Genomic DNA, 23743 nt, shown 5'->3' on the forward strand with positions numbered 1-23743 from the left:
GTAATGATTAAGAACGGGCGTATTGCCCGGCATTTAGCCCTGCAAGCCTGCCTGTGACAAGGGCGGAGGTAATATTGTATCCGCCTGTGTAGCCATGGATATCCAGAATTTCACCGCAAAAATAAAGCCCCTCCATTTTTTTAGAAGCCATTTTTTTCGGGTCAATTTCTTTTACAGATACCCCGCCTCCCGTGACAAATGCCTTATCAAGCGACAGTGTGCCATTTGCGAGGACAGTAAACTGCTTGCAGTCCCTTACAAATTGTCTGAAAGGATCCTTCGGCAGCTCAGAAAACGATACGTTCGGAGAGATGCCGTTTTTTTCGAGCAGGAATAGGAGATAGCGCTCCTGCATCCAAGGCTTCAGCACGTTTTTAATGGTTTTTTTCGGTGCTTCCTTCAGTTCTTTATACATCTTTTGGAAAAGCGTTTCTTCATTGATATCCGGATACAAGTCGATCCTGATCGGCACTTGAGGCTGTTTTTTCAGCTCTTTTACGACAAATTGGCTGCATCTGAGAATGGCAGGTCCTGAGAGGCCGAAATGGGTAAACAGCATGTCCATTTTATGTGTGATAATCGGTTTGCCTTTTTTATTTAACACACTGACGGCTACATCTCTTAGTGATAAGCCCTGAAGTGTTTTTTGCTTAATGAACGGTTCGCCAGAAGTGACGGGAACCTCTGTCGGAAACAGCTCTGTTATGGTATGGCCCGCGGCTTCAGCCCATTCATAGCCGTCTCCCGTGCTTCCGGTATGAGGCACGCTTTTACCGCCTACAGCGATAATGACTGCCTGGCTATGGATCATTTCGCCATTATTCGTCACAATCCCTGCTGCCTGTCCATCTTCATATAAAACAGATTTAATTTTCTCGTTCGTTCTGATTGTTACGCGGAGCTGCTTTAGCCTGTTTAACAGCGCGTCAACGACACTTTGGGCTTTGTCGGTCACAGGAAACATCCGGCCGTGATCCTCTTCCTTCAATTGAATGCCGAGGTTTTCAAAAAACTTGATAATGTCCTCATTATTAAATTCAGAAAACGCGCTGTATAAAAAACGCCCGTTGCCGGGAATGTGCTTGATAATTTCTTCCACAGGAAGGCGGTTCGTCACATTACAGCGGCCGCCCCCGGAAATCGCGAGTTTCCGTCCTAATTTATTTCCTTTATCTATCAGCAACACGCCAGCGCCCTGTTCTCCTGCTGCAATCGCAGCCATCAAGCCTGAAGGGCCTCCGCCGATTACGATTACGTCATATTGTTTCATCTTTATCATCAACTTTCTTTTCATTTCGTGTGCGGACACCCCGTCCGCAGTACTATTATAGCGAAAGAAAGCCGCTCCTTAAACGTCTTTTGCCGCGGACATGAATGTTCACAGGATTGCTTTTGTATTTATTACCGTCTAAATGCCCAGTTGTGGTAAAATAGAAAAGTTGAATCTTCGTAGAAAATGGTGATGAAGAAACATGTCAAGCAAACTGTTAAGAGGCACGTTTGTATTAACGCTCGGTACATATATATCGCGGATTCTGGGGATGGTCTATTTAATTCCCTTCAGCATTATGGTCGGGGCGACAGGCGGTGCATTATTTCAATACGGATACAACCAATACACTTTATTTTTGAATATTGCTACGATGGGCTTTCCGGCCGCTGTTTCTAAATTTGTTTCCAAATATAATTCAAAAGGGGATTATGAGACAAGCAGGAAAATGCTCAAGGCGGGCATGTCGGTTATGCTCGTCACAGGAATGATAGCCTTTTTCATTCTGTATCTATCGGCTCCGATGTTTGCGGAAATATCGCTGGGAGGCAAGGATAATAACGGCCTGACAATTGATCATGTCGTTTATGTCATCCGCATGGTCAGCTTAGCGCTTTTGGTCGTACCGATTATGAGCCTTGTCCGCGGATTCTTTCAAGGGCACCAAATGATGGGGCCGACAGCTGTTTCCCAAGTCGTTGAACAGATTGTCCGCATCATCTTTCTATTGAGTGCGACATTCTTGATTTTGAAGGTTTTCAACGGCGGCCTTGTCATCGCTGTGGGCTATGCAACCTTCGCAGCGCTGATCGGTGCCTTCGGAGGGCTGGTCGTGCTTTATATTTATTGGAACAAACGGAAGGGCAGCCTGCTGGCGATGATGCCGAATACGGGTCCGACAGCAAACCTAAGCTACAAGAAAATGTTTTTCGAGCTGTTCAGCTATGCTGCTCCGTACGTTTTTGTCGGACTAGCCATCCCTTTGTATAACTATATTGATACAAATACGTTTAACAAAGCGATGATTGAAGCCGGTCATCAAGCCATCAGCCAAGACATGCTTGCGATTCTAACCCTGTATGTTCAGAAGCTCGTGATGATCCCGGTTTCCCTAGCAACTGCTTTCGGACTGACATTAATTCCAACGATTACTGAATCGTTTACAAGCGGAAACTATAAGCTGTTAAATCAGCAGATTAATCAAACGATGCAGACGATCCTGTTTTTAATTATTCCGGCTGTTGTTGGGATCTCTCTATTGTCAGGACCGACGTATACGTTCTTTTACGGGTCAGAGAGCCTTCATCCTGAACTGGGGGCAAACATTTTGCTTTGGTATTCGCCAGTCGCAATTCTGTTCTCTTTGTTTACAGTCAACGCAGCCATTCTGCAGGGCATCAATAAGCAAAAATTTGCGGTTGTCAGCCTTGTGATCGGTGTCGTGATCAAGCTTGTGCTGAATGTTCCGCTGATCAAGCTGATGCAGGCTGACGGAGCGATTTTAGCGACGGCGCTTGGATATATCGCTTCCCTTTTATATGGGTTTATCATGATTAAGCGCCATGCAGGCTATTCGTATAAGATACTTGTTAAACGAACTGTTTTGATGCTGGTCTTATCAGCCATTATGGGTATTGCCGTGAAAATCGTGCAGTGGGTATTAGGCTTCTTTATTTCCTATCAGGATGGCCAGCTGCAAGCTGCGATTGTTGTGGTGATCGCGGCCGCTGTTGGCGGAGCAGTCTACCTGTATTGCGGCTACCGATTAGGATTTTTGCAGAAAATTTTAGGCCGCCGTTTGCCAGGTTTCTTAAGGAAAGGCAGACATGCAGGCTGATGAACTAGATATGATGAAACTGAGGGCTCGCATGCTGCGGGCTTTCTTTTATAAAGGAGAGATTGGGAATGAGACTTGATAAGCTGCTTGCCAACAGCGGGTATGGTTCCAGAAAAGAAGTCAAAGCCGTTGTGAAGGCTGGAGCCGTGATGATCGACGGCAAACCTGCCAAAGATGTAAAGGCGCACGTTGATCCTGATACGCAGGAGGTGACCGTATACGGGGAACCGGTTGATTATCGAGAGTTCATTTATCTTATGATGAATAAACCGCAGGGCGTGCTGTCGGCGACTGAGGACAGCCGGCAGCAAACAGTGGTCGATCTGCTGACGCCGGAGGAGATGAGATTTGAGCCATTTCCAGCCGGCAGGCTTGATAAAGATACAGAGGGCTTTTTGCTGCTCACAAATGACGGCCAGCTCGCACATCGGCTCCTTTCTCCTAAAAAGCATGTTCCAAAAACGTATGAAGTCCATTTAAAATCACAGATTTCTCGGGAAGACATTTCCGATTTGGAAACGGGTGTCTACATAGAGGGCGGCTATAAAACAAAGCCGGCAAAAGCGGAAATCAAAACAAACGACAGTGGCAATACCGTTATATATCTGACAATTACAGAAGGAAAATACCATCAGGTCAAGCAAATGGCAAAGGCAGTCGGCAATGAAGTGGTTTACCTGAAGCGGCTTTCGATGGGACGCGTTTCCCTAGATCCCGCTCTGGCACCCGGAGAATACCGTGAGCTGACAGAGGAAGAGCTTCATTTGCTCAATGAGCCGCAAGCATGACAAAAACCCCGCATACCGAGGGACTGACCCCATAAGATGAGACAAATAAAAACACCTTCAAGTTTGAATACGGATGATTGTTATCCGAAATTAGACTTGGAGGTGTTTTTTCTATGGGGACAAGAGTGAGTTATCCGGTTGAAGTGAAACAGAAGGCTGTAGAAATGAGATTGGCAGGCGTACCTATGAAAGAGATCATGCAGGAGTTGAATATCAAAAATAATACGCAGATTAAGACATGGGTCAGATGGTATAAGGCTGGTGATACACATCGATTTGAACAGCCTGTTGGTAAGCAATACACTTATGGAAAAGGTCCGGAGTATTCTTCCGAATTAGAGAAACTGCAGGCAGAGAATCGATATCTGAGACAACAGAATGAAGTGTTAAAAAAGTACAACGAATTGGAAAGGAAGTTGATAGCCAAACGTCAGTCGAACTTGTAGAAGAATTGCACAGCACAATGACCGTGCAGGATATCTGTATTCATTTAGGTATCTCTCGCTCGTCTTATTATCGTTGGAAGAAGAATCTGAAGAAAGATCATCCCAAGCGCCATTTAGAAAAACAAATCGGCACGTTGTGCCGAGAGCACCAGTATCGATATGGATATCGAAAAATCACAGCTATATTAAAAAAGAGAATGTGTATTAACCATAAAACGGTTCAGCGTATTATGCAGAAAAATCAGTGGCAGTGCCGGGTTAAGGTGAAAAAGCGCAAGAAGAATGGGCAGCCATATGCCGTGGTCGACAATATATTAGATAGGAACTTTCAGTCTGATCATCCTCTTGAAAAACTAGTAACAGACATCACGTATTTGCCTTATGGACAGAAACAATTGTACCTTTCCAGTATATTGGATGTATATAATGGAGAAGTGATTGCTTTTACGATTGGAGATAAGCAGGACACAGACTTTGTCTTACACACACTTGATCAACTGCCAACACTGCCTGAGAACTGCGTGTTACATAGTGACCAAGGATCTGTGTATACATCTTACGAGTATCAGAAAGCTGTTAAAACAAAAGGCATTACCATGAGCATGTCCCGCAAAGGGACACCCGCTGATAATGCCTCCATCGAATCGTTTCATTCCTCACTAAAGTCTGAAACGTTCTATCTTAACAGCATTGATCGAACCACGACCGCCATCGTAGAACGCACTGTCATAGAATACATTCATTATTATAACAATATTCGTATTCAAACGAAACTAAACAACCAATCACCGATAAATTATCGGCAATTGGCTGTTTAAAAGGTGTTTTGATCCCTGTCTCAAAAACGGGGGTCAGTCCCCCGAATGCGGGGTTTATTTATAAGCACACAAAAACAAGGCTCAGCAGTTTCTTCGCCCTGTTATCTATCGGGCCGCTCTCAGGCGGCCCTATGTAATTTTTCAATTTATGAGGTAATCTTTACTTTCTTTCTCGTTGTCTCCCACTTGCCACGGCTTGGACTATGAACAAGATCATTATATGCCAACACATTTAAGTCTCTTTGAATCGTTCTAGGTGTAATGCCGAATTCGTCAACCAGTTCCTGTGTTGTCACAAGACCTTTTTCTTGGATAAACATGTAAACTGATTTGATTCGAGTTAGCATACGGTTTGTTGAAGGTTTCAAAAAACCACTCCCTATCATAAGATCGGATGGACTTGACTAACCACAACTCACGACTATCAACTGCGTACGAAATAGCAACAAAGGCAGACATCTGTAATTGTTAAAATAATTCGCCCTCATTATACACGATATTGCAGTGATAAATCTAGGGATAACTCCTATTGATTTTTTCCAATTCGCGTTGGGCAGCCATCCTTGTTGGATTACTATGTATTTCGGCTCAATATTATTATGGTTAAAGAAACTTTTTTTATTCTGTTTCGTAGTAAATTTTGGAGGTGGGTGAGTTTTGACAAATTTGCTTGAAGCTTCAATAGAACAGGCCGGGTATACAAGCCGAAAAAAAGTGCTCACCGATGTTTTTCTGGAAGTCAGAAAAGGGGAACTGGTTGGACTGATCGGAGCTAACGGCGCCGGAAAAAGCACCGCAATCAAGGCGATACTCGGCCTTTCAGAAGATTTTAAAGGGCATATTGCCTGGAACGACTGTTCATTTGCATATATTCCGGAGCATCCGTCCTTCTACGAAGAACTGACGCTGTGGGAGCATTTGGATCTGATCAGCACACTCCACGGCATTGAAGAGAGAGAATTTGCGCATCGGGCCCAAAGCCTGCTGCAGACGTTTTCGCTTGATCATGTCAAACATGAGCTGCCTGTCACCTTTTCGAAGGGCATGCAGCAAAAACTAATGCTTATCCAGGCCTTTCTCTCTAAGCCGGATATGTATGTGATTGATGAACCGTTTATCGGCCTTGATCCGATATCGACGAAACGCTTTGTGGACATGCTTAAGGCTGAAAAAGAACGTGGAGCCGGAATTCTTATGTGCACGCATGTACTCGATACCGCGGAAAAAATCTGTGACCGGTTTTATATGATTGAGAAAGGTTCATTATTTCTCCAAGGCACGTTAAAAGATATTCAGGACAAGACCGGATTAGAGGGGCAGTCATTGCTTGACTGTTTTTATAAGGCAGTTCAAGGTGATCGGCCATGAACGGGCGTACGCTCTTTTTTCGAAGGCTGTTTGACTATTACAAGTATCAGTTTAAAGTGTTGCATGCGGTCATTGACTGGACAGTCGCTCTCTATATCATTTTGCCGGCGATTGCTTTTGTCATCTATCAGTATATTGATTTGATGAACGGAAGTGGCCTTCTTTATGAGTGGTCTGAAGTGGCGGAATGGAGATGGCTGTATGCTGTGTGTGTGCTGATCATGTTTACAGGCTCGATTCGCACATTTTTAATGGAAGCGGACAAAGTGTTTTTGCTGCAAAAGAAGGAAATCATCTATCAGCTCAAACGGTACGCGCTTTTGTATTCTTTTCTGGCCACGCTGGCTAAATGGCTGCTTCTCTTTTTCATTGTCCTTCCCTTGATCAGTCATTCTGTTCTCATCACATTCGCAGAAAGCACTGCTCTATTGTGTTATTTGTTTGGCCTTCATATATTCTTTTTATCCTTAAAGCAAGACAGGATCAGAAAGCCGCGCTCTATTTCGAGATGGATTGGCGATATCCTTGTCAGAGCTATTCTTTTGGCTGGTTCTGCTATCCTGATTGTTTTTACTGAGCGGCATTTGCTTGCGCTTTTTGGCATTTTATTTTTGCTTTTCTCAGTTATCCGCAGTTTGAAAAAGACGGCTTCGTTCACGGCTTTTGAAGCTGAGGTGACTGAAGAGAAAAAAAGCAGGCTTGCCCTTGCAGGACTTGTGATGATGATGAGTCAGGAGGCAGGAATGCCAAAAGTAAAAGACAGGATGAGAAGAAAACCGTTATTATACCGAAATTCAAAAAGGATATTTAAAAGGCGAACGATCTGCACAGGCTATAAGGAATTGTTTTTTAAAGTCATGCTGAGGAATAGCGAGTATGCGAGGCAGATGTACATGCTATTGTCAGCTTTCACCGTTCTTATATTTGTTTCCCCAATTTGGCTGAAGGTGATTGCGTTGCTGGTATATACAGGGGTTTGCCGTTATATCCTGACGCTTATTTTTGACAAGGTCATGGATGTCCCTTTTTTAATTGGCACCGATAAGGAAAGTGATGAATATTATCGGGCCAGAAAAAGCTGTATCAATATCCTGCACTATGCGTTTGCCGCCTGTTGTTTTTTAGCGGCCGCTGTCTCTTTATTGTTTACATAAAAAACCCAAACGGCGACGTTTGGGTTTTTTGGTCTATGTTATAAAATAAACAGCTGGATGAAAAACAGAATGGCGAAAACGATGACGAGCGGATGAATCTCTCTCCATTTTCCCCGCGCTGCTTTTACGATCGGATACGAAATAAAGCCAAGCGCGATTCCTGTAGAAATGCTCGAGGTCAAAGGCATGGCTAGAATGACGAGAAACGCAGGAAATGCCTCGTCCATCTCTTTCCAGTTCATATTGGAAACTGAGCCCATCATCAGGCTGCCGACGATAATCAAAGCAGGCGAGGTGATGGCGGCTATACCGGACAAGGCGCTGACAAGCGGACTGAAAAACATTGAAGCCGCAAACATCACCGCGACAGTCAAAGCCGTAAGCCCCGTTCTTCCCCCGGCTGCGACACCGGCGGAAGATTCGATAAATGCGGTCGTCGGACTTGTGCCGAAAACAGCTCCTACTGTCGTCGCGGTTGAATCAGCAAGCAGCGCTTTTCGCACGTTCGGCAGCTTGTTGTTTTTCATCAGCCCGGCTTGCTCGGCAACTCCGATCATCGTGCCTGTCGTATCAAAAATGGTGACTAATAGAAAAGAAAAGACGACAGCGTACAGGCCGTGATGAATGACATCGCCAAAAGCGGTAAATGGATTTGAGATCATCAATCCTTCCGGCAAATGAGGAAGCGACATAAATCCCTTTGGAAAATGGAGCTGACCGGTGAAAAAGGCGATCAAAGCGGTAGCTGCCATTCCGATAAATAAAGCGCCGCTTACATTCAGCACCATCAGGACCACGCTGATCAAAAGGCCGACCAGCGTTAAGATAACACCAGGTGAATGCAGATTGCCGAGAGTGACCAGGTTTGACTCATCAGCTGCCACAATTCCCGCTTGACGCAAACCGATAAAAGCAATAAACAGCCCGATCCCTGTTGTGATCCCGTATTTTAAATTGTTTGGAATCGCTTCTATAAGTTGTTTTCTTAAAGGCGTTAACGATAGAATAATGAAGAGAACCCCTGCTGTAAATACTGCGCTGAAAGCTGTTGCGTACGTGATGCCGCCATCGCTTGCGCTTACGACATGAAAGGCTAAATAAGCGTTCAAGCCCATGCCGGGCGCAATAGCAATCGGATAATTTGCTGCCAGGGCCATCCACAGCGTTCCGACAATGGAGGCAATAATCGTTGCGGTGAAAACCTGGTCAAAAGGAACCCCGGCGTTAGCCAGAATGACCGGATTGACCACGACGATATAGACCATTGTGAAAAAGGTCGTCAGCCCTGCTATGATTTCTTGCTTTATGGATGTTTGCTGCTCTTTTAGATGAAACATAGTATCCTCCAATTACGAACGTTTTAACAAAACACCATTAATATTATTCGTTTTATTTGGTTTTTGCAAGTCATTTCTTGCGGAAAGGGGATCATTATGAACTGGGAAGTTGAAGTGATCAGAAAAAAAGAGGATTTAATTCGTGATACGCAGGAATTTTTGAGAATCAACAGTGTCATGGACGAAACAACCGCCGGACCCGGTAAACCGTTTGGAGAAGGGGTAAATGCCAGCCTGACTTCATTGCTGGAGCTTGGAGAAAAAGAAGGCTTTACAACAAAAAATCTTGACGGCTTCGCAGGTCATATTGAATGGGGGGAGGGCGATGACATTATCGGCGTACTTTGCCATGTTGACGTCGTGCCGCCGGGAGATGGGTGGACGAGTGATCCATTTTCAGCTGAAATCCGCAACGGACGGATTTATGCAAGGGGCGCCATTGATGACAAAGGCCCGACAATGGCGGCATTCTACGCGCTGAAAATCGTGAAAGACATGAATTTGCCCCTGTCCAAGCGAGTCAGAATGATTATCGGAACAGATGAAGAAAGTGATTGGAGATGCGTAGAGCATTATTTCAAGCATGAAGAAATGCCAACAATGGGCTTTGCGCCTGACGCCGATTTTCCGATCATTAATGCGGAAAAAGGGATCATCGATGCTTCTTTACTTATTCCGCACCGCCCAAATCAAGCTGAACCAAAGGCAGTGCTTGTCTCGTTTCAATCAGGCCTTCGCTTAAACATGGTGCCTGACGCTGCGGAAGCTGTCATTGAAGGGCCGAAAAAAGAAGAGATTATGTCTTCATTTAAAGACATGCTCCGCACGACGGATCAAAAAGGGGAAGCTGCAATAGAGAACGGACAGCTCATTTTGCGTATGTACGGTCTTTCCTGCCATGCGATGGAACCGAACAATGGGATCAATGCCGGAATTTTATTGTGCGAATTTCTCCAGCAGACTGAGCTTGACGATGCAGGAAAGCGGTTTGTGCAAGTTGTGACAGATAAGTTCTCAGGTGATACAAGAGGAAAAAAACTGGACATTGACTGTGAGGATGAAATCAGCGGAGAGCTGACATTAAATGTCGGAACACTGCGCTATAAAGAAGGGCAAGGAGGCGAGCTCGGGATCAATATCCGCTATCCTGTGACAGCAGAAAGCAAAGCGATTCGCGATGCATTCGAAAGCGCATCTGAATTTGAGCTGGGAGAATTCAAAGACAGCAAGCCGCATCACGTGTCCGCAGATCATCCGTTAGTCAAAACCCTGCAAAAGGTTTATGAAGGCCAGCTGGGTAAAAAAGCTGACTTAATCTCAATCGGCGGGGGGACATATGCGAGATCCTTAAAAGCCGGTGTCGCGTTCGGCCCGCTGTTCCCCGGACGCCCTGACAGCGCACATCAAAAGGATGAATATATCGAAATTGATGACCTGCTGAGATCGACAGCGTTATATGCTCAGGCCATTTACGAGCTTGCAAAATAAAAGGACCGGCTTCTGCTGAAGCCAGTCCTTTTTTTAAATAAATGACCATAAATCAGTTGATAAGTACCGTTCTCCTGTATCAGCTGTCATGCAGACCACTACTTTGTCAGGAGAGAGGCGTTTCGCTGTTTCGATTGCCGCAAAGCAGGCAGCGCCTGATGAAGGACCGACAAGAATTCCTTCTTCAGCAGCAAGCCGTCTTGTCGTCGTATACGCGTCTTCATCAGAGATTTTGATAATTTCATCATAAACGTCTTCATTTAAAATCGGCGGTATAAAGCCTGGGCTCGTTCCTACAAGTTTATGAGCGCCAGGTTTTCCGCCGGATAATACAGGCGAACCCGCTGGCTCAACAACATGAACCGTGATATCCGGAAAAAGCTCTTTGAGCGCCTCACCTGTTCCGGTAATGGTTCCGCCCGTTCCAGAGGAGGCTACAAAAGCGCCGAGCGGTTTTCCGATTTCCTCTATTGCCCGGGCGATTTCAGGCGCTGTTGTTTTCCGGTGCGCATCAGGATTGGCAGTGTTATCGAACTGCATTGGAATATAGCTGTTCGGAATTTGTTCGGCAAGCTCCTTCGCTTTTTTGATGCTGCCCGGCATTCTTTCCTCTCCGGGAGTTAATACAACCTCTGCGCCGTAAGCTTTAAGCAGGTTGATCCGTTCCTTCGTCATTGTATCAGGCATAACTAAAATTGCTTTATATCCGCGTGCTGACGCATTCATGGCGAGCCCGATGCCGGTATTTCCGCTTGTCGGCTCTATAATAACTGATCCCGGCTTGAGTAAACCGTTTTGTTCAGCTTCTATGATCATTTGATAAGCGGCTCTGTCTTTCACACTGCCGCTCGGATTGAAAAATTCAAGCTTTAAATAGACTTGTGCCGCATTTTCCGGCTGAAGCCGATTCAATCTCACTAGCGGTGTATCTCCTATCAGATCAGCTGTGTTTGCAACGATTTTCAACATTGTCATTCCTTTCTGAATAAAACAAGTGTCATATAATATCCTAACATAATAAACGTTTGTGCGAGAGTGTTTTCATACACTGTTCCTCTATCCGCACAGCCTCTTTATTGATAAAATAATAGCTGTCAAAGAAGGGAGTGTCAGACAGATGCCAGATATACGGCCTCATTATTTCATCGGTGTTCCCATACCTGAGGGAATTGCAAATCCGATCTACCAGGCTGCGAAAAACGAACCGGTATTGACGTTTCAAAAATGGGTGCACCCGCTTGACTATCATATCACGTTAATTTTTCTCGGAGCGGCGGATGAGACACAAATAAAGAAGCTTGAAGGTTCGCTAGCAGAGATTGCTTCAGAAATTGACCCATTTTCAATTGAGTTTGACAAGATAGATGTATTCGGCGACCGCAGAAGGCCGCGCGTTTTACATCTGGAGCCAAAGAAAAACAAAACGCTTGATAGACTGCGGGAACATACGAAGCAGGCTGTACTTCAGGCCGGCTTTCAAGTGGAAAAAAGACCGTATCATCCTCATATGACGCTGGCAAGAAAATGGACAGGCGAAGATGGATTTCCAGCTCATGTCCCGTTTGAAAGCGGCGAAGTTTCGATGATGGCTGAACGATTTTCGCTCTTTCAAATACACTTGAACCAATCACCAAAATACGAGGAAATATTCAAATTTCAATTATCTTAATTCATTGCGAAGTGGAGAAACAAACATGGCACAAATCATCAAAATTCATGATTATATATCGAGATATGAGCTTGATCCGTACCATTATATCAACCAGTTTGTACGTCTGAAAAAAGAGCGCTGGCTTTCACTAGTAGAAGCTGCGGAACGCCAGCATGAAGAAAGGCAAGCCAGTGCTGAAGAACCGGAACCGGTGCAGAAACGAAAAAAATTTTCATTGAAAAGAAGAAAAGAAGAGATAAAAGCCGATATACAAGAAGAGAGACACCAATGGTTTGAGGACGAAGAAGATATTCATGTAAGGCTCCCGAAGAGCAGGGTGGCGCTTGCTTCTTTTTATAAAAGACATTTATATGATTTTCAGCTCAAATGGGCAAGCTCTACTCTTTCAGAAATATCTCAACTCTCAAACCAGGTGAAGCAGGACCGCATTTTGCGTTATCTGACCCAGCAGCTGCCTGCTTCTTATTTTATTATGTATAGGCCTGTGCTGAAAATTCAACAGGCGGCGGTTGAATTAAGCATTGTGATTATTTCTCCTCTGGAAATTTATTGCGTTTCTTTTTTAGAGGCTGAGGAAGACAGTGTCTACATAGGGTCTAAAAATCGTTTTTGGGACAAGAAAACAGCCTCTCAGACTGCATCAGTGTTAAATCCAGGGCTTAGCCTGTTTCGTACGGACTCGGTTGTGTCAAAGATCGTAAAGGAAAAACAGGCTGAGATTCCGGTTCGAAAATTGCTTCTGAGCAGAACGTCGTACATCGATTACCCGGAGCCGCCATACGGCTTAGAAATAGCGGATAAGCGGAGCGCGGAAGAATGGATTGAGCGGCAGAAGAAAAACACTGCTCCGATCAAACATCATCAGGTAAAGGCTGCAAAGGCTCTATTGTCTTACTGCATGTCTGACTCCTATCGCAGACAGGAGTGGCTGGAGTAAAAGAGAACGATTTGAGCGGTTTTCTCATAACATAAGCAGGTGAGAAAGATGAGCCATTGGTTTTTTATTATTAATCCGACAGCAGGACATCGAAACGGCCTGCGTGTTTGGAAGTCCATTCAAAAAGAATTGATCAAACGAAAGGTTGAGCACCGTTCATTTTTAACTGAACATCCGGGACACGCCGAGGTGCTCGCCAGACAGATTTCAACGATACAGGAATATAAGCTGAAGCGCCTGATCGTCATTGGCGGAGACGGAACCATGCATGAAGTTGTCAACGGGCTGAAAGATGTTGACGATATTGAGCTGAGCTTTGTGCCGGCGGGCGCGTATAATGATTTTTCGCGAGGCTTCTCTATTAAAAAAATCGATCTGATACAGGAAATCAAGAAGGTAAAGCGCCCGTTAACAAGAACCTTTCATTTAGGGAGCGTCAATTTCCTTCAGGATAAATCACAGATTCTTTATTTTATGAATCATATCGGGATCGGGTTTGACGCATATGTCAATAAAAAGGCGATGGAATTTCCGTTGAGACGGGTTTTTCTTTTTCTCCGTCTTCGATTTCTTGTGTATCCGCTTTCTCATTTGCACGCTTCGGCAACCTTTAAGCCGTTTACGTTAGCTTGTACGATGGAAGACGAGACGCGTGAATTTCATGATGTCTGGTTTGCAGTTGTATCCAACCATCCGTTTTACGGGGGAGGCATGAAGGCGGCGCCCCTAGCAAATCCGCGCGAGAAGACATTTGATATCGTAATCGTTGAAAACCAGCCGTTTTTGAAAAAATATTGGCTTTTATGTCTCATGGCATTTGGAAAACATACAAAGATGGATGGCGTTACGATGTTTAAAGCGAAGGACATTACATTTTACACGAAGGACAAAATCCCGTTCCATGCTGACGGAGAAATCATGGGCACTACCCCGTTTCGTCTGGCATCTAGTCCTTCACCCCTAAGAATCAAAACATAAACGTGTTTGGAGGAGAGAGCTTCCGATGGTCAGCATCCGCCGCAGCTTCGAAGCGTATGTCGATGACATGAATATCATTACTGTTCTGATTCCTGCTGAACAAAAGGAAATCATGACACCGCCGTTTCGGCTTGAGACAGAAATAACAGATTTTCCTCTGGCTGTCAGGGAGGAATACTCCCTTGAAGCAAAATACAAGTACGTCTGCGTATCCGACCATCCTGTGACATTTGGAAAAATCCATTGCGTCAGAGCATCCAGCGGCCACAAAACGGATCTCCAAATTGGCGCGGTCATCCGGACGGCAGCGTTTGATGACGAATTTTATTATGACGGAGAGCTGGGCGCCGTTTATACCGCGGATCATACCGTATTTAAAGTATGGGCGCCTCCTGCAACCTCAGCTGCTGTCAAGCTTTCACACCCCAATAAAAGCGGGCGCACATTCCAAATGAATCGCTTGGAAAAGGGTGTCTATGCTGTTACGGTCACGGGTGACCTTCACGGGTATGAGTATTTGTTTTGCATCTGCAACAATTCAGAATGGATGGAAACCGTTGACCCGTATGTCAAGGCTGTGACTGTAAATGGAGAGAAGGGCGTCGTCTTGCGCCCGGATCAAATGAAATGGACTGCTCCTCTTAAACCATTCTCACACCCTGTGGATGCCGTCATCTATGAGACGCACCTTCGCGACTTCTCCATCCATGAAAACAGCGGCATGATAAACAAGGGAAAATACTTAGCATTAACGGAAACTGATACACAAACCGCAAATGGCAGTTCTTCGGGACTGACGTATGTAAAAGAGCTTGGTGTGACACATGTGGAGCTTCTGCCGGTGAATGATTTTGCCGGAGTTGATGAAGAGAAGCCGCTTGATGCATACAATTGGGGATATAACCCGCTTCATTTCTTTGCCCCGGAGGGAAGCTATGCCTCAAATCCTCATGATCCTCAAACGAGAAAAACAGAGCTGAAACAAATGATCAATACCCTGCATCAGCACGGTCTGCGAGTCATTCTGGATGTTGTTTTTAACCATGTGTATAAGAGGGAGAATTCCCCCTTTGAAAAGACAGTGCCCGGTTATTTTTTCCGGCACGACGAATGTGGGATGCCGTCAAACGGCACCGGCGTTGGCAATGATATTGCATCAGAAAGAAGGATGGCAAGAAAATTCATTGCGGATTGCGTGGTCTATTGGCTTGAAGAATACAATGTTGACGGCTTCCGCTTTGATCTCCTCGGGATTTTAGATATTGACACCGTGCTTTATATGAAAGAGAAAGCAACTAAGGCAAAGCCCGGAATCCTGCTTTTTGGAGAAGGGTGGGATCTGGCTACACCGCTGCCGCATGAACAGAAAGCTGCTTTGGCGAACGCGCCAAGAATGCCGGGCATCGGTTTTTTTAATGATATGTTTCGTGACGCTGTAAAAGGGAACACCTTTCACCTTAAGGCAGCAGGGTTTGCGCTCGGCAGTGGTGAATCAGCACAAGCTGTGATGCATGGAATTGCCGGGTCTTCCGGATGGAAGGCATTAGCGCCGATTGTTGCGGAACCAAGCCAGTCCATCAATTATGTCGAATCACACGACAATCACACCTTTTGGGATAAAATGAGCTTCGCGCTTCCTCAAGAAAATGACAGCCGAAAGCGAAGCAGGCAAAGGCTTGCAGCCGCGATTATTTTGCTTGCCCAAGGGGTGCCGTTTATTCACAGCGGCCAGGAATTTTTCCGGACGAAGCAGGGAGTGGAAAACAGCTATCAATCCAGTGACAGCATCAACCAGCTCGACTGGGATCGCCGTGAAACATTCAAAGAAGATGTTCACTATATCCGCAGGCTGATCTCGCTGAGAAAAGCGCATCCTGCATTCCGTCTTAGGTCCGCTTTAGACATCCAGCGCCATCTTGAATGCTTGACGCTAAAAGAACACCTTATCGCATACAGGCTTTATGATCTTGACGAGGTTGACGAATGGAAAGATATCATTGTTATCCATCACGCGAGTCCAGACTCCGTCGAGTGGAGGCTGCCAAACGACATACCTTATCGGCTTTTATGTGATCCATCAGGATTTCTGGAAGACCCGGCAGAAATCAAGAAAACGGTTGCAGTAAACGGCATCGGAACGGTTATCTTATATTTAGCATCAGATCTTAAGAGTTTTGCTTGACGAAGTTTGTGCTATAGCGCTAAAATTTAAAGGACGGCTATTGATTAGCATATGAGACTCTCAATAGCTGTCTTTTTTATTTTTATACGATTCGTACGAAAAAGGCATTCGCTTGATAGACTAGAGACGATTAGCCTTTATTCTAAAATATTTTAAGAAATGATGGGTTGAACATTGATATGAACTGGTTGGGACAATTACTAGGTAGCGATTGGGAGATCTTCCCCGCCGGAGGAGCTACAGGAGATGCATATTATGCGAAACATAACGGGCAGCAGCTTTTTTTAAAACGTAATAGCTCACCTTTTTTAGCTGTTTTATCCGCCGAAGGCATTGTTCCGAAGCTGGTTTGGACAAAACGGATGGAAAATGGGGACGTCATTACGGCCCAGCACTGGATGACCGGCAGAGAGCTGAAGCCTAAAGACATGAGCGGACGGCCCGTTGCTGAATTGCTTCGTAAAATACACACATCAAAAGCCTTGCTGGACATGCTGAAGAGACTTGGAAAAGAACCGCTGAACCCGGGGGCTCTTTTGTCTCAGCTGAAGCAGGCTGTATTTGCTGTGCAGCAATCTTCGCCGCTGATTCAAGAAGGGATCAAGTATTTGGAAGAACACCTGCATGAAGTGCATTTCGGTGAGAAAGTCGTTTGCCATTGTGATGTCAATCATAATAACTGGCTATTGTCTGAAGACAACCAGCTGTATTTAATTGACTGGGACGGCGCCATGATCGCTGATCCGGCGATGGACCTCGGGCCTTTGCTGTACCACTACGTCGAAAAGCCAGCTTGGGAGAGCTGGCTGAGCATGTACGGCATAGAGCTGACAGAAAGCCTTCGGTTGCGAATGGCTTGGTATGTGTTATCTGAAACAATTACTTTCATTGCCTGGCATAAAGCAAAAGGCAATGATAAGGAATTTCATGATGCAATGGAAGAGCTGCATATCCTCATGAAACGAATTGTTGATTAATCAGGAATACGAATCCATTTGCTCTACCCATTGAGACAGGCTGTTCTGATGCTCTTGTATGTGTGAGTCGATGGATTTGGACGATATTCCTGATTGGCTGTAGCGGTAAACATCTTCAAGCACGTTTTTGAAATTTGAATCAAGCTCGGTGTTTGCCATCAGTGATTTAATCACACGCTCAAGCTGCTCGTACTCTGCGACTGTTCCGCAGCAGTCCAATTGATGGTCAGTCAATATATCCTTCAATAAATGAACTTGATGCTCATAATGTAAACCCATAACGGTACACATCCCTTCAGTATCATACGGGTTAAATTGTTCAAAACAGAGCGTTTTTATACATGTGAAAGGAGTGTTCCAGCAGATGGGACCCTCTTTTTTTATGCGCTCGGCCTTAAGAGAGATACACTGGAAAAACGAGCTTGCGGGTCTTTTTAATTCATGGTATGTTGTTAGTCGAAATAATAGATAGAGGTGTCAATCATATGAGAATGCGCCACAAGCCTTGGGCTGATGACTTTTTGGCTGAAAACGCAGATATTGCCATCAGCAATCCTGCTGATTATAAAGGGAAATGGAACACAGTGTTTGGCAACGACAATCCGATCCATATCGAGGTTGGTACAGGAAAAGGCCAATTTATTTCTGGTATGGCCAAACAAAATCCCGACATCAATTATATTGGTATTGAGTTATTTAAAAGCGTCATCGTGACAGCCGTCCAAAAAGTAAAAGACAGCGAAGCGCAGAATGTAAAGCTTCTGAATATAGATGCGGACACGCTGACGGATGTGTTTGAGCCGGGGGAAGTGAAACGGGTCTACTTGAACTTTTCTGATCCTTGGCCGAAGAAACGGCATGAAAAACGCCGCCTGACATATTCCCACTTCCTCAAAAAATATGAAGATGTAATGGGCAAAGGCGGAGCGATTCATTTTAAAACGGACAACCGAGGTTTGTTTGAGTACTCTTTGAAGAGCTTCTCTGAGTACGGCCTCCTGCTGACATACGTCAGTCTCGATTTGCATAACAGCAATCTGGAAGGCAATATTATGACAGAATATGAAGAAAAATTCTCTGCACTCGGCCAGCCGATCTATCGGGCTGAGGTTGAATGGAGAACGTAAAGACAGACTCTGACAGGAGTCTGTTTTTTTTATGGGCCGTTTGCTACCATGATGACAGGGGGGGATGAAAATGGAAACAATGAAAATTGGAAACATCACGTTGACCTGGCTTGACGGAGGCGTGACGCATATGGACGGAGGCGCCATGTTCGGCGTTGTGCCAAAGCCGCTTTGGTCTAAAAAATATCCAGTCAATGAAAAAAACCAGATTGAACTAAGGACAGACCCTATTTTGATTCAAAAGGATGGGCTCAATATCATCGTTGACGCCGGAATTGGGTCCGGCAAGCTGACTGATAAACAAAAACGAAACTATGGTGTGACACAAGAGTCGAACGTGAAACCCTCATTAGCTGCACTCGGATTAACGGTTGCCGATATAGATGTGATCGCAATGACACACCTTCATTTTGATCATGCATGCGGCTTAACGGAGTATGAAGGTGAACGGCTTGTCTCTGTCTTTCCGAATGCAGTGATTTATACATCAGCTGTTGAATGGGACGAAATGCGCCATCCGAATATCAGGTCGAAAAATACGTATTGGAAAGAAAATTGGGAGGCTGTAGCTGGCCAAGTCAAAACCTTTGAAGACACCTTAACGATCACAGAGGGTATTACAATGCATCACACCGGAGGCCATAGCGACGGACACAGTGTCCTGATATGCGAGGATGCAGGTGAAACTGCCGTACATATGGCAGATCTGATGCCGACACATGCCCACCGCAATCCGCTATGGGTGCTGGCTTACGATGATTATCCGATGACCTCTATCCCGCAAAAGCAGAAATGGCAGGCGTTCGCAGCAGAAAAAGACGCTTGGTTTATTTTTTACCATGATGCCGAGTATCGCGCCCTTCAATGGGAGGAGGACGGAAGCATCAAAAAGTCAGTTAAGCGAATGAAGCAATAGCATATTTTTAAGTTTACCCTGCATGTTTTCCGGCTAATAATGCAAACCTAGTACTAATTATGCTCAGAAAGGAAGAGGCAGGGTGAAACAATTCAGAGTAACAAACGAAGGAGACATTCAAACAACATTAAGAGGCCTTGAAGTGCTCTCTGTTCCTTTTTTGAACAAAGGTGTTGCTTTTACTGAGGAAGAAAGAAAAGAACTTGGCTTAAAAGGCTTTCTGCCGCCCAAGGTATTAACAATTGATGATCAGGCGAAAAGAGCGTATGAACAATATTCCGCACAGCCTGACGATTTGAGCAAAAATGTCTATTTAACGGCGCTGCACGATCGGAATGAAACGCTGTTTTACCGCCTGTTAAATGACCATTTAGGGGAAATGCTCCCGATTGTCTACACACCGACAGTCGGAACGGCAATCCAGAGATACAGCCATGAATACAGAAAACCACGAGGGCTCTATCTGTCAATCGATGACCCGGACGGTATGAAAGAAGCATTTAAACAGTATAAAGATCAAAGCGATACGATCGATTTAATTGTTGCAACTGATGCGGAAGGAATTTTAGGAATCGGTGACTGGGGCGTCGGAGGAATCGCGATTTCTATTGGCAAGCTGGCGGTTTATACAGCGGCTGCGGGCATTGATCCGAGCAGAGTGCTGGCTGTTGTTTTAGATGCGGGGACAAATCAGGAGAGCCTATTGAACGACCCGCTTTATGTCGGCAACCAGCATTCTAGAGTGCGCGGGGAACGCTATGACCAATTTATTGACGACTACGTTGCGCTGGCGAGAGAAACATTTCCGAATGCATTGCTGCATTGGGAGGATTTCGGGGCGAAAAACGCGCGAAGCATTTTGAAACGCTATAAAGATAAAGTGTGTACCTTCAATGATGATATCCAAGGAACTGGCGCTGTTTCTTTGGCCGCAGTCTTATCCTGTGCAAAAGCGTCTAAAGTTCCATTGAGGGATCACAGAGTTGTTATATTCGGAGCGGGAACGGCAGGAATCGGAATTGCCGAACAGCTGCGGGAAGCATTGGTGCGCGAGGGACTGAGTGAAGAAGAATCATACAAGCGCTTCTGGTGCATAGACAGAAACGGGCTGTTAACAGATGATATGGATCAGCTTCTTGATTTCCAAAAGCCGTATGCTCGTTCGGCTGATGAAGTGAAGGATTATCAGCGGAACGGAGACGGCGGAGGCATTGATCTTCTTGAAGTGGTCCGGCAGGCGAAACCGACGATCCTGATCGGCACATCTACGGTTTCCGGCGCTTTCACTGAAGAAATTGTAAAAGAAATGGCGTCACATGTGAAACGGCCCGCGATTTTGCCAATGTCAAATCCGACAACTCTTTCTGAAGCAAAACCGGAGGATTTAATCGAATGGACAGAAGGCCGTGCGCTGATCACGACAGGAAGCCCGTTCCCGCCAGTTGAATATAACGGAGTTACGTATCATATCGGGCAGGCAAACAACGCGCTTGTCTTCCCTGGTCTCGGTCTTGGAACGATTGTTACCAAATCAAAATTAATTACCGACGGCATGTTTGAAGCATGTGCCCGGGCAATCGCAGGTATGGTCAATGTCGGGGTGCCTGGCGCGCCGATGCTTCCGAAAGTTGAAGATTTGCGCACTGTTTCGGCAACCGTTGCGGTTGAAGTCGCAAAAACCGCGATGAAGGAAGGCGTTGCTACGGAAGAGCCAGAAGACATTATACAGGCAGTGCAGGATGCGATGTGGTATCCGGTATACAAACCGATTCGCGCGATATAATTAAAAAGAGCCTCTGCGTTGGCAGCGGCTTCTATTTTTTGCTTGTCCGGTGTTAAGAGGCGATTGTATCAATGACATCAACAATTTCTCCCGTTTTCGCATCCACCATGACTTCATACTGTTCTAATTCTCCGAAAGCTGATCGTGTAATGCCGGTTTTGTATACCTGTACCGTTTCTCCGTTAATATTGTAAGGCTCCGGCTGGGTGTAAATCCATGATCCGTCAATCGGGCCCCGCTGCTTAAAAGCAGATTTTACAATTCGAAGCGCTTTTTCTGAAGAAATATAAGGCTTCATCACATATTGTTTCACAACGACAGCCGTACAAATTCCAAGTCCTGCTCCTAAAAGAAGATGACGCAATTTCAAAATAAAGCACCTCCTGGTTGATCGTACTTTTCATTATACAGAAACAGCCAAATCCTGTTAAGCAATACGCGGGTGATCGAGCAGATTGGGTCAGGGTGCTTGGAAAACTTCATTGTTTCTAATAAAATAAAAGGACTACATAGAAATGAGGGGAAAACATGAATCAAGAAACGAAAGCGCTTTTCCAAACACTGACGCAGCTTCCCGGCGCGCCGGGCAATGAGCATAAGGTTCGTGCTTTTATGAAGCAGGAGCTAGCCAAATATGCCGATGACATCGTTCAGGACAGACTGGGAAGTGTTTTCGGAGTCAGACGAGGCGGAGAGGACGCACCGAGAATTATGGTAGCCGGGCACATGGACGAAGTCGGCTTCATGGTGACATCCATTACAGACAACGGGCTGCTCAGATTCCAGACGCTCGGAGGCTGGTGGAGCCAGGTTTTGCTTGCGCAGCGGGTTGAAATTCAAACAGATAACGGGCCGGTTCCGGGTGTGATTTCAAGCATACCGCCGCATTTATTGACAGATGCGCAGCGAAACCGTCCGATGGATATCAAAAACATGATGATCGACATTGGAGCGGATGATAAGGAAGACGCCATCAAAATCGGCATTAAACCGGGACAGCAGATCGTGCCTGTTTGTCCGTTTACGACGATGGCGAATGAAAAGAAAATTTTATCAAAAGCATGGGATAACAGATATGGATGCGGCTTAAGCATTGAACTTCTGAAGGAATTACACGGTAAAGAGCTTCCGAATACACTCTATGCGGGTGCAACGGTTCAGGAAGAAGTAGGGCTAAGGGGCGCGCAGACGGCTTCTCATATGATTAAACCGGACTTGTTTTTCGCCCTTGACGCCAGCCCGGCAAACGATATGAGCGGAGACAAAAATGAATTCGGCCAGCTTGGAAAAGGCTTTTTGCTGCGCATTCTTGACAGAACGACAGTCATGCATCGCGGAATGAGGGAATTCGTTCTTGATATGGCTGAAACGCATGATATTCCATATCAATATTTTGTATCCGGCGGGGGAACAGACGCAGGCAAGGTTCATATTTCGAACAGCGGTGTGCCGTCAGCGGTTATCGGAATATGTTCCCGCTATATTCATACAAACGCTTCTATCATTCATATTGATGATTATGCTGCTGCTAAAGAAATGCTCATCAAACTTGTAACAGCCTGCGATAAGCAGACGGTGGATGCGATTAAAGAAAATATGTAGGTTTCATAAAAGCTTGTTGAACGAGCAGTAAGCCCGGATCGACAAGCTTTTTTCTTATTCTGTTTCAAATAGATAGGAAAGGGCCTTAATGGCTTGGTTAACGGTTTCAACCGTAATATTCGCTTTATTGGAAAGCTCTTTTAAAGGATGGTGGAGCGATTCCGGCCGGATGATAATCAGGGGTTTTCCTTTTGCGATCGCATATGATGCATCCATTGCCGTGTTCCACTGTTTGTACTTTTCGCCAAACAGGGCGATCACAAAGTCTGCTTTATTCATCAGGACGGCGGTTCTGAAGTTGTTGATGTCAGAGGCTTTGTCATCCTTTAAAACGGCATTTGGCTGTACGCCCATAATTTCTTCACCAATATTGTCTGAGCGGTCATGATTCTCCATCGGGCCAACAAACGTAATCGGGAGCTTCAGTGATTTTGTTTTCTCTTTAATTTCCTCGCGCCAATTGCTGTGGATTTCTCCTGCTAAATAGACGATAAACTCCATATAAAAATCCCTCCTTATGTATGTCCATCTGTAAATTTTACCCTCATGTACACGATGTTAAACGAAACGAGCTTGATAATGCAAATAAAATATGATAATGATAATGGGAAAGCCAATCTTACATATTCATTCGTTGCATATAAGTGGTTTTGCCTCAAGCAGTTTGGTATGATCCAAATGGACGAGTATCGATAAAAAACATGTAAGAACATAAACAACTGGAGGGATATGAAATGAAAAAAATTGAATCAACTCAAGAGCTGGAAAAAGCGGTAAAGGATGATTGGTCTGTATTTATGTTTTCAGCCGATTGGTGCCCGGATTGCCGTTTTGTAGAGCCTTTCCTGCCTGAATTGGAAGCGAATTTCCCTGAATTCACCTACTACTACGTAGACCGTGACAAATTCATTGATACATGTGCAGAGTGGGAAATTTACGGAATCCCAAGCTTTGTGGTGTTTAATGAAGGAAAAGAAGTAAATCGTTTTGTGAGCAAAGACCGCAAAACAAAAGAAGAAATTGAACAGTTTTTAACAGACTCTCTCGCTAAAGCGTAAAGGAG

24 protein-coding genes are annotated in these 23743 nt (G+C 45.1%); 17 read left to right on the top strand and 7 right to left on the bottom strand.

The annotated features are described in order from the left end of the window. Positions 1–7: 7 nt before the first annotated feature. A complete protein-coding gene (locus NSQ09_RS20665; RefSeq protein WP_003229222.1) occupies positions 8–1270 on the bottom strand; it encodes an NAD(P)/FAD-dependent oxidoreductase in 1263 nt (420 codons plus the stop codon). Between the two features lie 202 nt (positions 1271–1472). On the opposite strand from NSQ09_RS20665, the gene murJ reads away from it, so the two are divergent. From murJ to NSQ09_RS20680, 3 genes are all read left to right on the top strand, one after another. Next, positions 1473–3107 (top strand): lipid II flippase MurJ, encoded by a 1635-nt coding sequence (gene murJ / locus NSQ09_RS20670; RefSeq protein ID WP_014480588.1) that lies wholly within the window; start codon positions 1473–1475, stop codon positions 3105–3107. A 68-nt stretch (positions 3108–3175) separates the two neighbouring features. Continuing rightward, positions 3176–3895, top strand: a complete 720-nt coding sequence (locus NSQ09_RS20675; protein WP_017695479.1) for a pseudouridine synthase — start codon at positions 3176–3178, stop codon at positions 3893–3895. 113 nt (positions 3896–4008) lie between these two features. After that, a protein-coding gene (locus NSQ09_RS20680) for an IS3 family transposase (RefSeq protein WP_087614160.1) occupies positions 4009–5159 on the top strand; the annotation gives its coding sequence in 2 pieces (ribosomal slippage) (positions 4009–4282 and positions 4282–5159; 1152 coding nt in all). Between the two features lie 146 nt (positions 5160–5305). On the opposite strand, the gene NSQ09_RS20685 is transcribed toward NSQ09_RS20680, so the two are convergent. Then, entirely contained in the window at positions 5306–5527 is a 222-nt protein-coding gene (locus NSQ09_RS20685; RefSeq protein ID WP_003152337.1) for a DeoR family transcriptional regulator, read from the bottom strand. A gap of 289 nt (positions 5528–5816) precedes the next feature. On the opposite strand from NSQ09_RS20685, the gene NSQ09_RS20690 reads away from it, so the two are divergent. After that, complete coding sequence (locus NSQ09_RS20690) at positions 5817–6527, top strand: ABC transporter ATP-binding protein (protein WP_015714539.1); 711 nt, start codon at positions 5817–5819, stop codon at positions 6525–6527. Continuing rightward, entirely contained in the window at positions 6524–7681 is a 1158-nt protein-coding gene (locus NSQ09_RS20695) for an ABC transporter permease (protein ID WP_041054022.1), read from the top strand. The genes NSQ09_RS20690 and NSQ09_RS20695 overlap by 4 nt, the downstream gene beginning before the upstream one ends. A 38-nt stretch (positions 7682–7719) precedes the next feature. Here the strand turns inward: NSQ09_RS20695 and pbuO are convergent, their stop codons facing one another. Beyond that, positions 7720–9018: a hypoxanthine/guanine permease PbuO gene (pbuO, locus tag NSQ09_RS20700; protein WP_014480583.1), complete on the bottom strand. Its 1299-nt coding sequence runs from the start codon at positions 9016–9018 to the stop codon at positions 7720–7722. A 96-nt stretch (positions 9019–9114) separates the two neighbouring features. On the opposite strand from pbuO, the gene pepV reads away from it, so the two are divergent. Further along, complete coding sequence (gene pepV / locus NSQ09_RS20705) at positions 9115–10506, top strand: dipeptidase PepV (RefSeq protein ID WP_041351164.1); 1392 nt, start codon at positions 9115–9117, stop codon at positions 10504–10506. 33 nt (positions 10507–10539) lie between these two features. On the opposite strand, the gene cysK is transcribed toward pepV, so the two are convergent. Continuing rightward, the gene (gene cysK / locus NSQ09_RS20710; RefSeq protein WP_033880436.1) at positions 10540–11475 is read right to left on the bottom strand and encodes a cysteine synthase A; all 936 of its coding nucleotides are present in this window, start codon (positions 11473–11475) and stop codon (positions 10540–10542) included. Positions 11476–11623: 148 nt separating this feature from the next. On the opposite strand from cysK, the gene thpR reads away from it, so the two are divergent. The 5 genes from thpR to NSQ09_RS20735 all read left to right on the top strand — a co-directional run bounded on the left by thpR (position 11624) and on the right by NSQ09_RS20735 (position 17252). After that, the gene (gene thpR, locus NSQ09_RS20715; RefSeq protein WP_017695483.1) at positions 11624–12175 is read left to right on the top strand and encodes an RNA 2',3'-cyclic phosphodiesterase; all 552 of its coding nucleotides are present in this window, start codon (positions 11624–11626) and stop codon (positions 12173–12175) included. 25 nt (positions 12176–12200) lie between these two features. Next, positions 12201–13115, top strand: coding sequence for a hypothetical protein (locus NSQ09_RS20720; RefSeq protein WP_152425561.1), 915 nt, complete (start codon positions 12201–12203; stop codon positions 13113–13115). A 48-nt stretch (positions 13116–13163) separates the two neighbouring features. Continuing rightward, positions 13164–14093, top strand: a complete 930-nt coding sequence (locus NSQ09_RS20725) for a YegS/Rv2252/BmrU family lipid kinase (RefSeq protein ID WP_152425560.1) — start codon at positions 13164–13166, stop codon at positions 14091–14093. A 25-nt stretch (positions 14094–14118) separates the two neighbouring features. Beyond that, positions 14119–16275: a type I pullulanase gene (gene pulA, locus NSQ09_RS20730; RefSeq protein ID WP_041054001.1), complete on the top strand. Its 2157-nt coding sequence runs from the start codon at positions 14119–14121 to the stop codon at positions 16273–16275. Between the two features lie 179 nt (positions 16276–16454). Further along, the gene (locus NSQ09_RS20735; protein WP_009967993.1) at positions 16455–17252 is read left to right on the top strand and encodes a phosphotransferase family protein; all 798 of its coding nucleotides are present in this window, start codon (positions 16455–16457) and stop codon (positions 17250–17252) included. Here the strand turns inward: NSQ09_RS20735 and NSQ09_RS20740 are convergent, their stop codons facing one another. Further along, positions 17253–17531 (bottom strand): YtzH-like family protein, encoded by a 279-nt coding sequence (locus tag NSQ09_RS20740; protein WP_003237926.1) that lies wholly within the window; start codon positions 17529–17531, stop codon positions 17253–17255. It abuts the gene before it with no gap. Positions 17532–17737: 206 nt separating this feature from the next. Between NSQ09_RS20740 and trmB the strand changes: the two genes are divergently transcribed. From trmB to NSQ09_RS20755, 3 genes are all read left to right on the top strand, one after another. Then, complete coding sequence (trmB, locus tag NSQ09_RS20745) at positions 17738–18379, top strand: tRNA (guanosine(46)-N7)-methyltransferase TrmB (protein ID WP_014477684.1); 642 nt, start codon at positions 17738–17740, stop codon at positions 18377–18379. Between the two features lie 70 nt (positions 18380–18449). Then, the gene (locus NSQ09_RS20750) at positions 18450–19295 is read left to right on the top strand and encodes a YtnP family quorum-quenching lactonase (protein ID WP_014477683.1); all 846 of its coding nucleotides are present in this window, start codon (positions 18450–18452) and stop codon (positions 19293–19295) included. A gap of 82 nt (positions 19296–19377) precedes the next feature. Continuing rightward, entirely contained in the window at positions 19378–21078 is a 1701-nt protein-coding gene (locus NSQ09_RS20755) for an NAD-dependent malic enzyme (RefSeq protein ID WP_003229258.1), read from the top strand. 52 nt (positions 21079–21130) lie between these two features. On the opposite strand, the gene NSQ09_RS20760 is transcribed toward NSQ09_RS20755, so the two are convergent. Further along, a complete protein-coding gene (locus NSQ09_RS20760) occupies positions 21131–21448 on the bottom strand; it encodes a PepSY domain-containing protein (RefSeq protein ID WP_014477682.1) in 318 nt (105 codons plus the stop codon). A gap of 158 nt (positions 21449–21606) precedes the next feature. Between NSQ09_RS20760 and NSQ09_RS20765 the strand changes: the two genes are divergently transcribed. After that, on the top strand, positions 21607–22680 hold the full coding sequence (locus NSQ09_RS20765) for a M42 family metallopeptidase (RefSeq protein WP_341032605.1): 1074 nt from the start codon (positions 21607–21609) through the stop codon (positions 22678–22680). Positions 22681–22734: 54 nt separating this feature from the next. Here the strand turns inward: NSQ09_RS20765 and NSQ09_RS20770 are convergent, their stop codons facing one another. Next, the gene (locus NSQ09_RS20770) at positions 22735–23181 is read right to left on the bottom strand and encodes a YtoQ family protein (protein WP_003229263.1); all 447 of its coding nucleotides are present in this window, start codon (positions 23179–23181) and stop codon (positions 22735–22737) included. 78 nt (positions 23182–23259) lie between these two features. Here NSQ09_RS20770 and NSQ09_RS20775 point away from each other — a divergent pair, with 78 nt between their 5' ends. After that, on the top strand, positions 23260–23376 hold the full coding sequence (locus NSQ09_RS20775; RefSeq protein WP_004399150.1) for a hypothetical protein: 117 nt from the start codon (positions 23260–23262) through the stop codon (positions 23374–23376). A gap of 38 nt (positions 23377–23414) precedes the next feature. After that, positions 23415–23738 (top strand): thioredoxin family protein, encoded by a 324-nt coding sequence (locus NSQ09_RS20780; RefSeq protein WP_003229265.1) that lies wholly within the window; start codon positions 23415–23417, stop codon positions 23736–23738. Positions 23739–23743 lie beyond the last annotated feature (5 nt).

Source organism: Bacillus sp. FSL W8-1202 (assembly GCF_038006165.1).
Lineage (GTDB): Bacteria > Bacillota > Bacilli > Bacillales > Bacillaceae > Bacillus > Bacillus subtilis.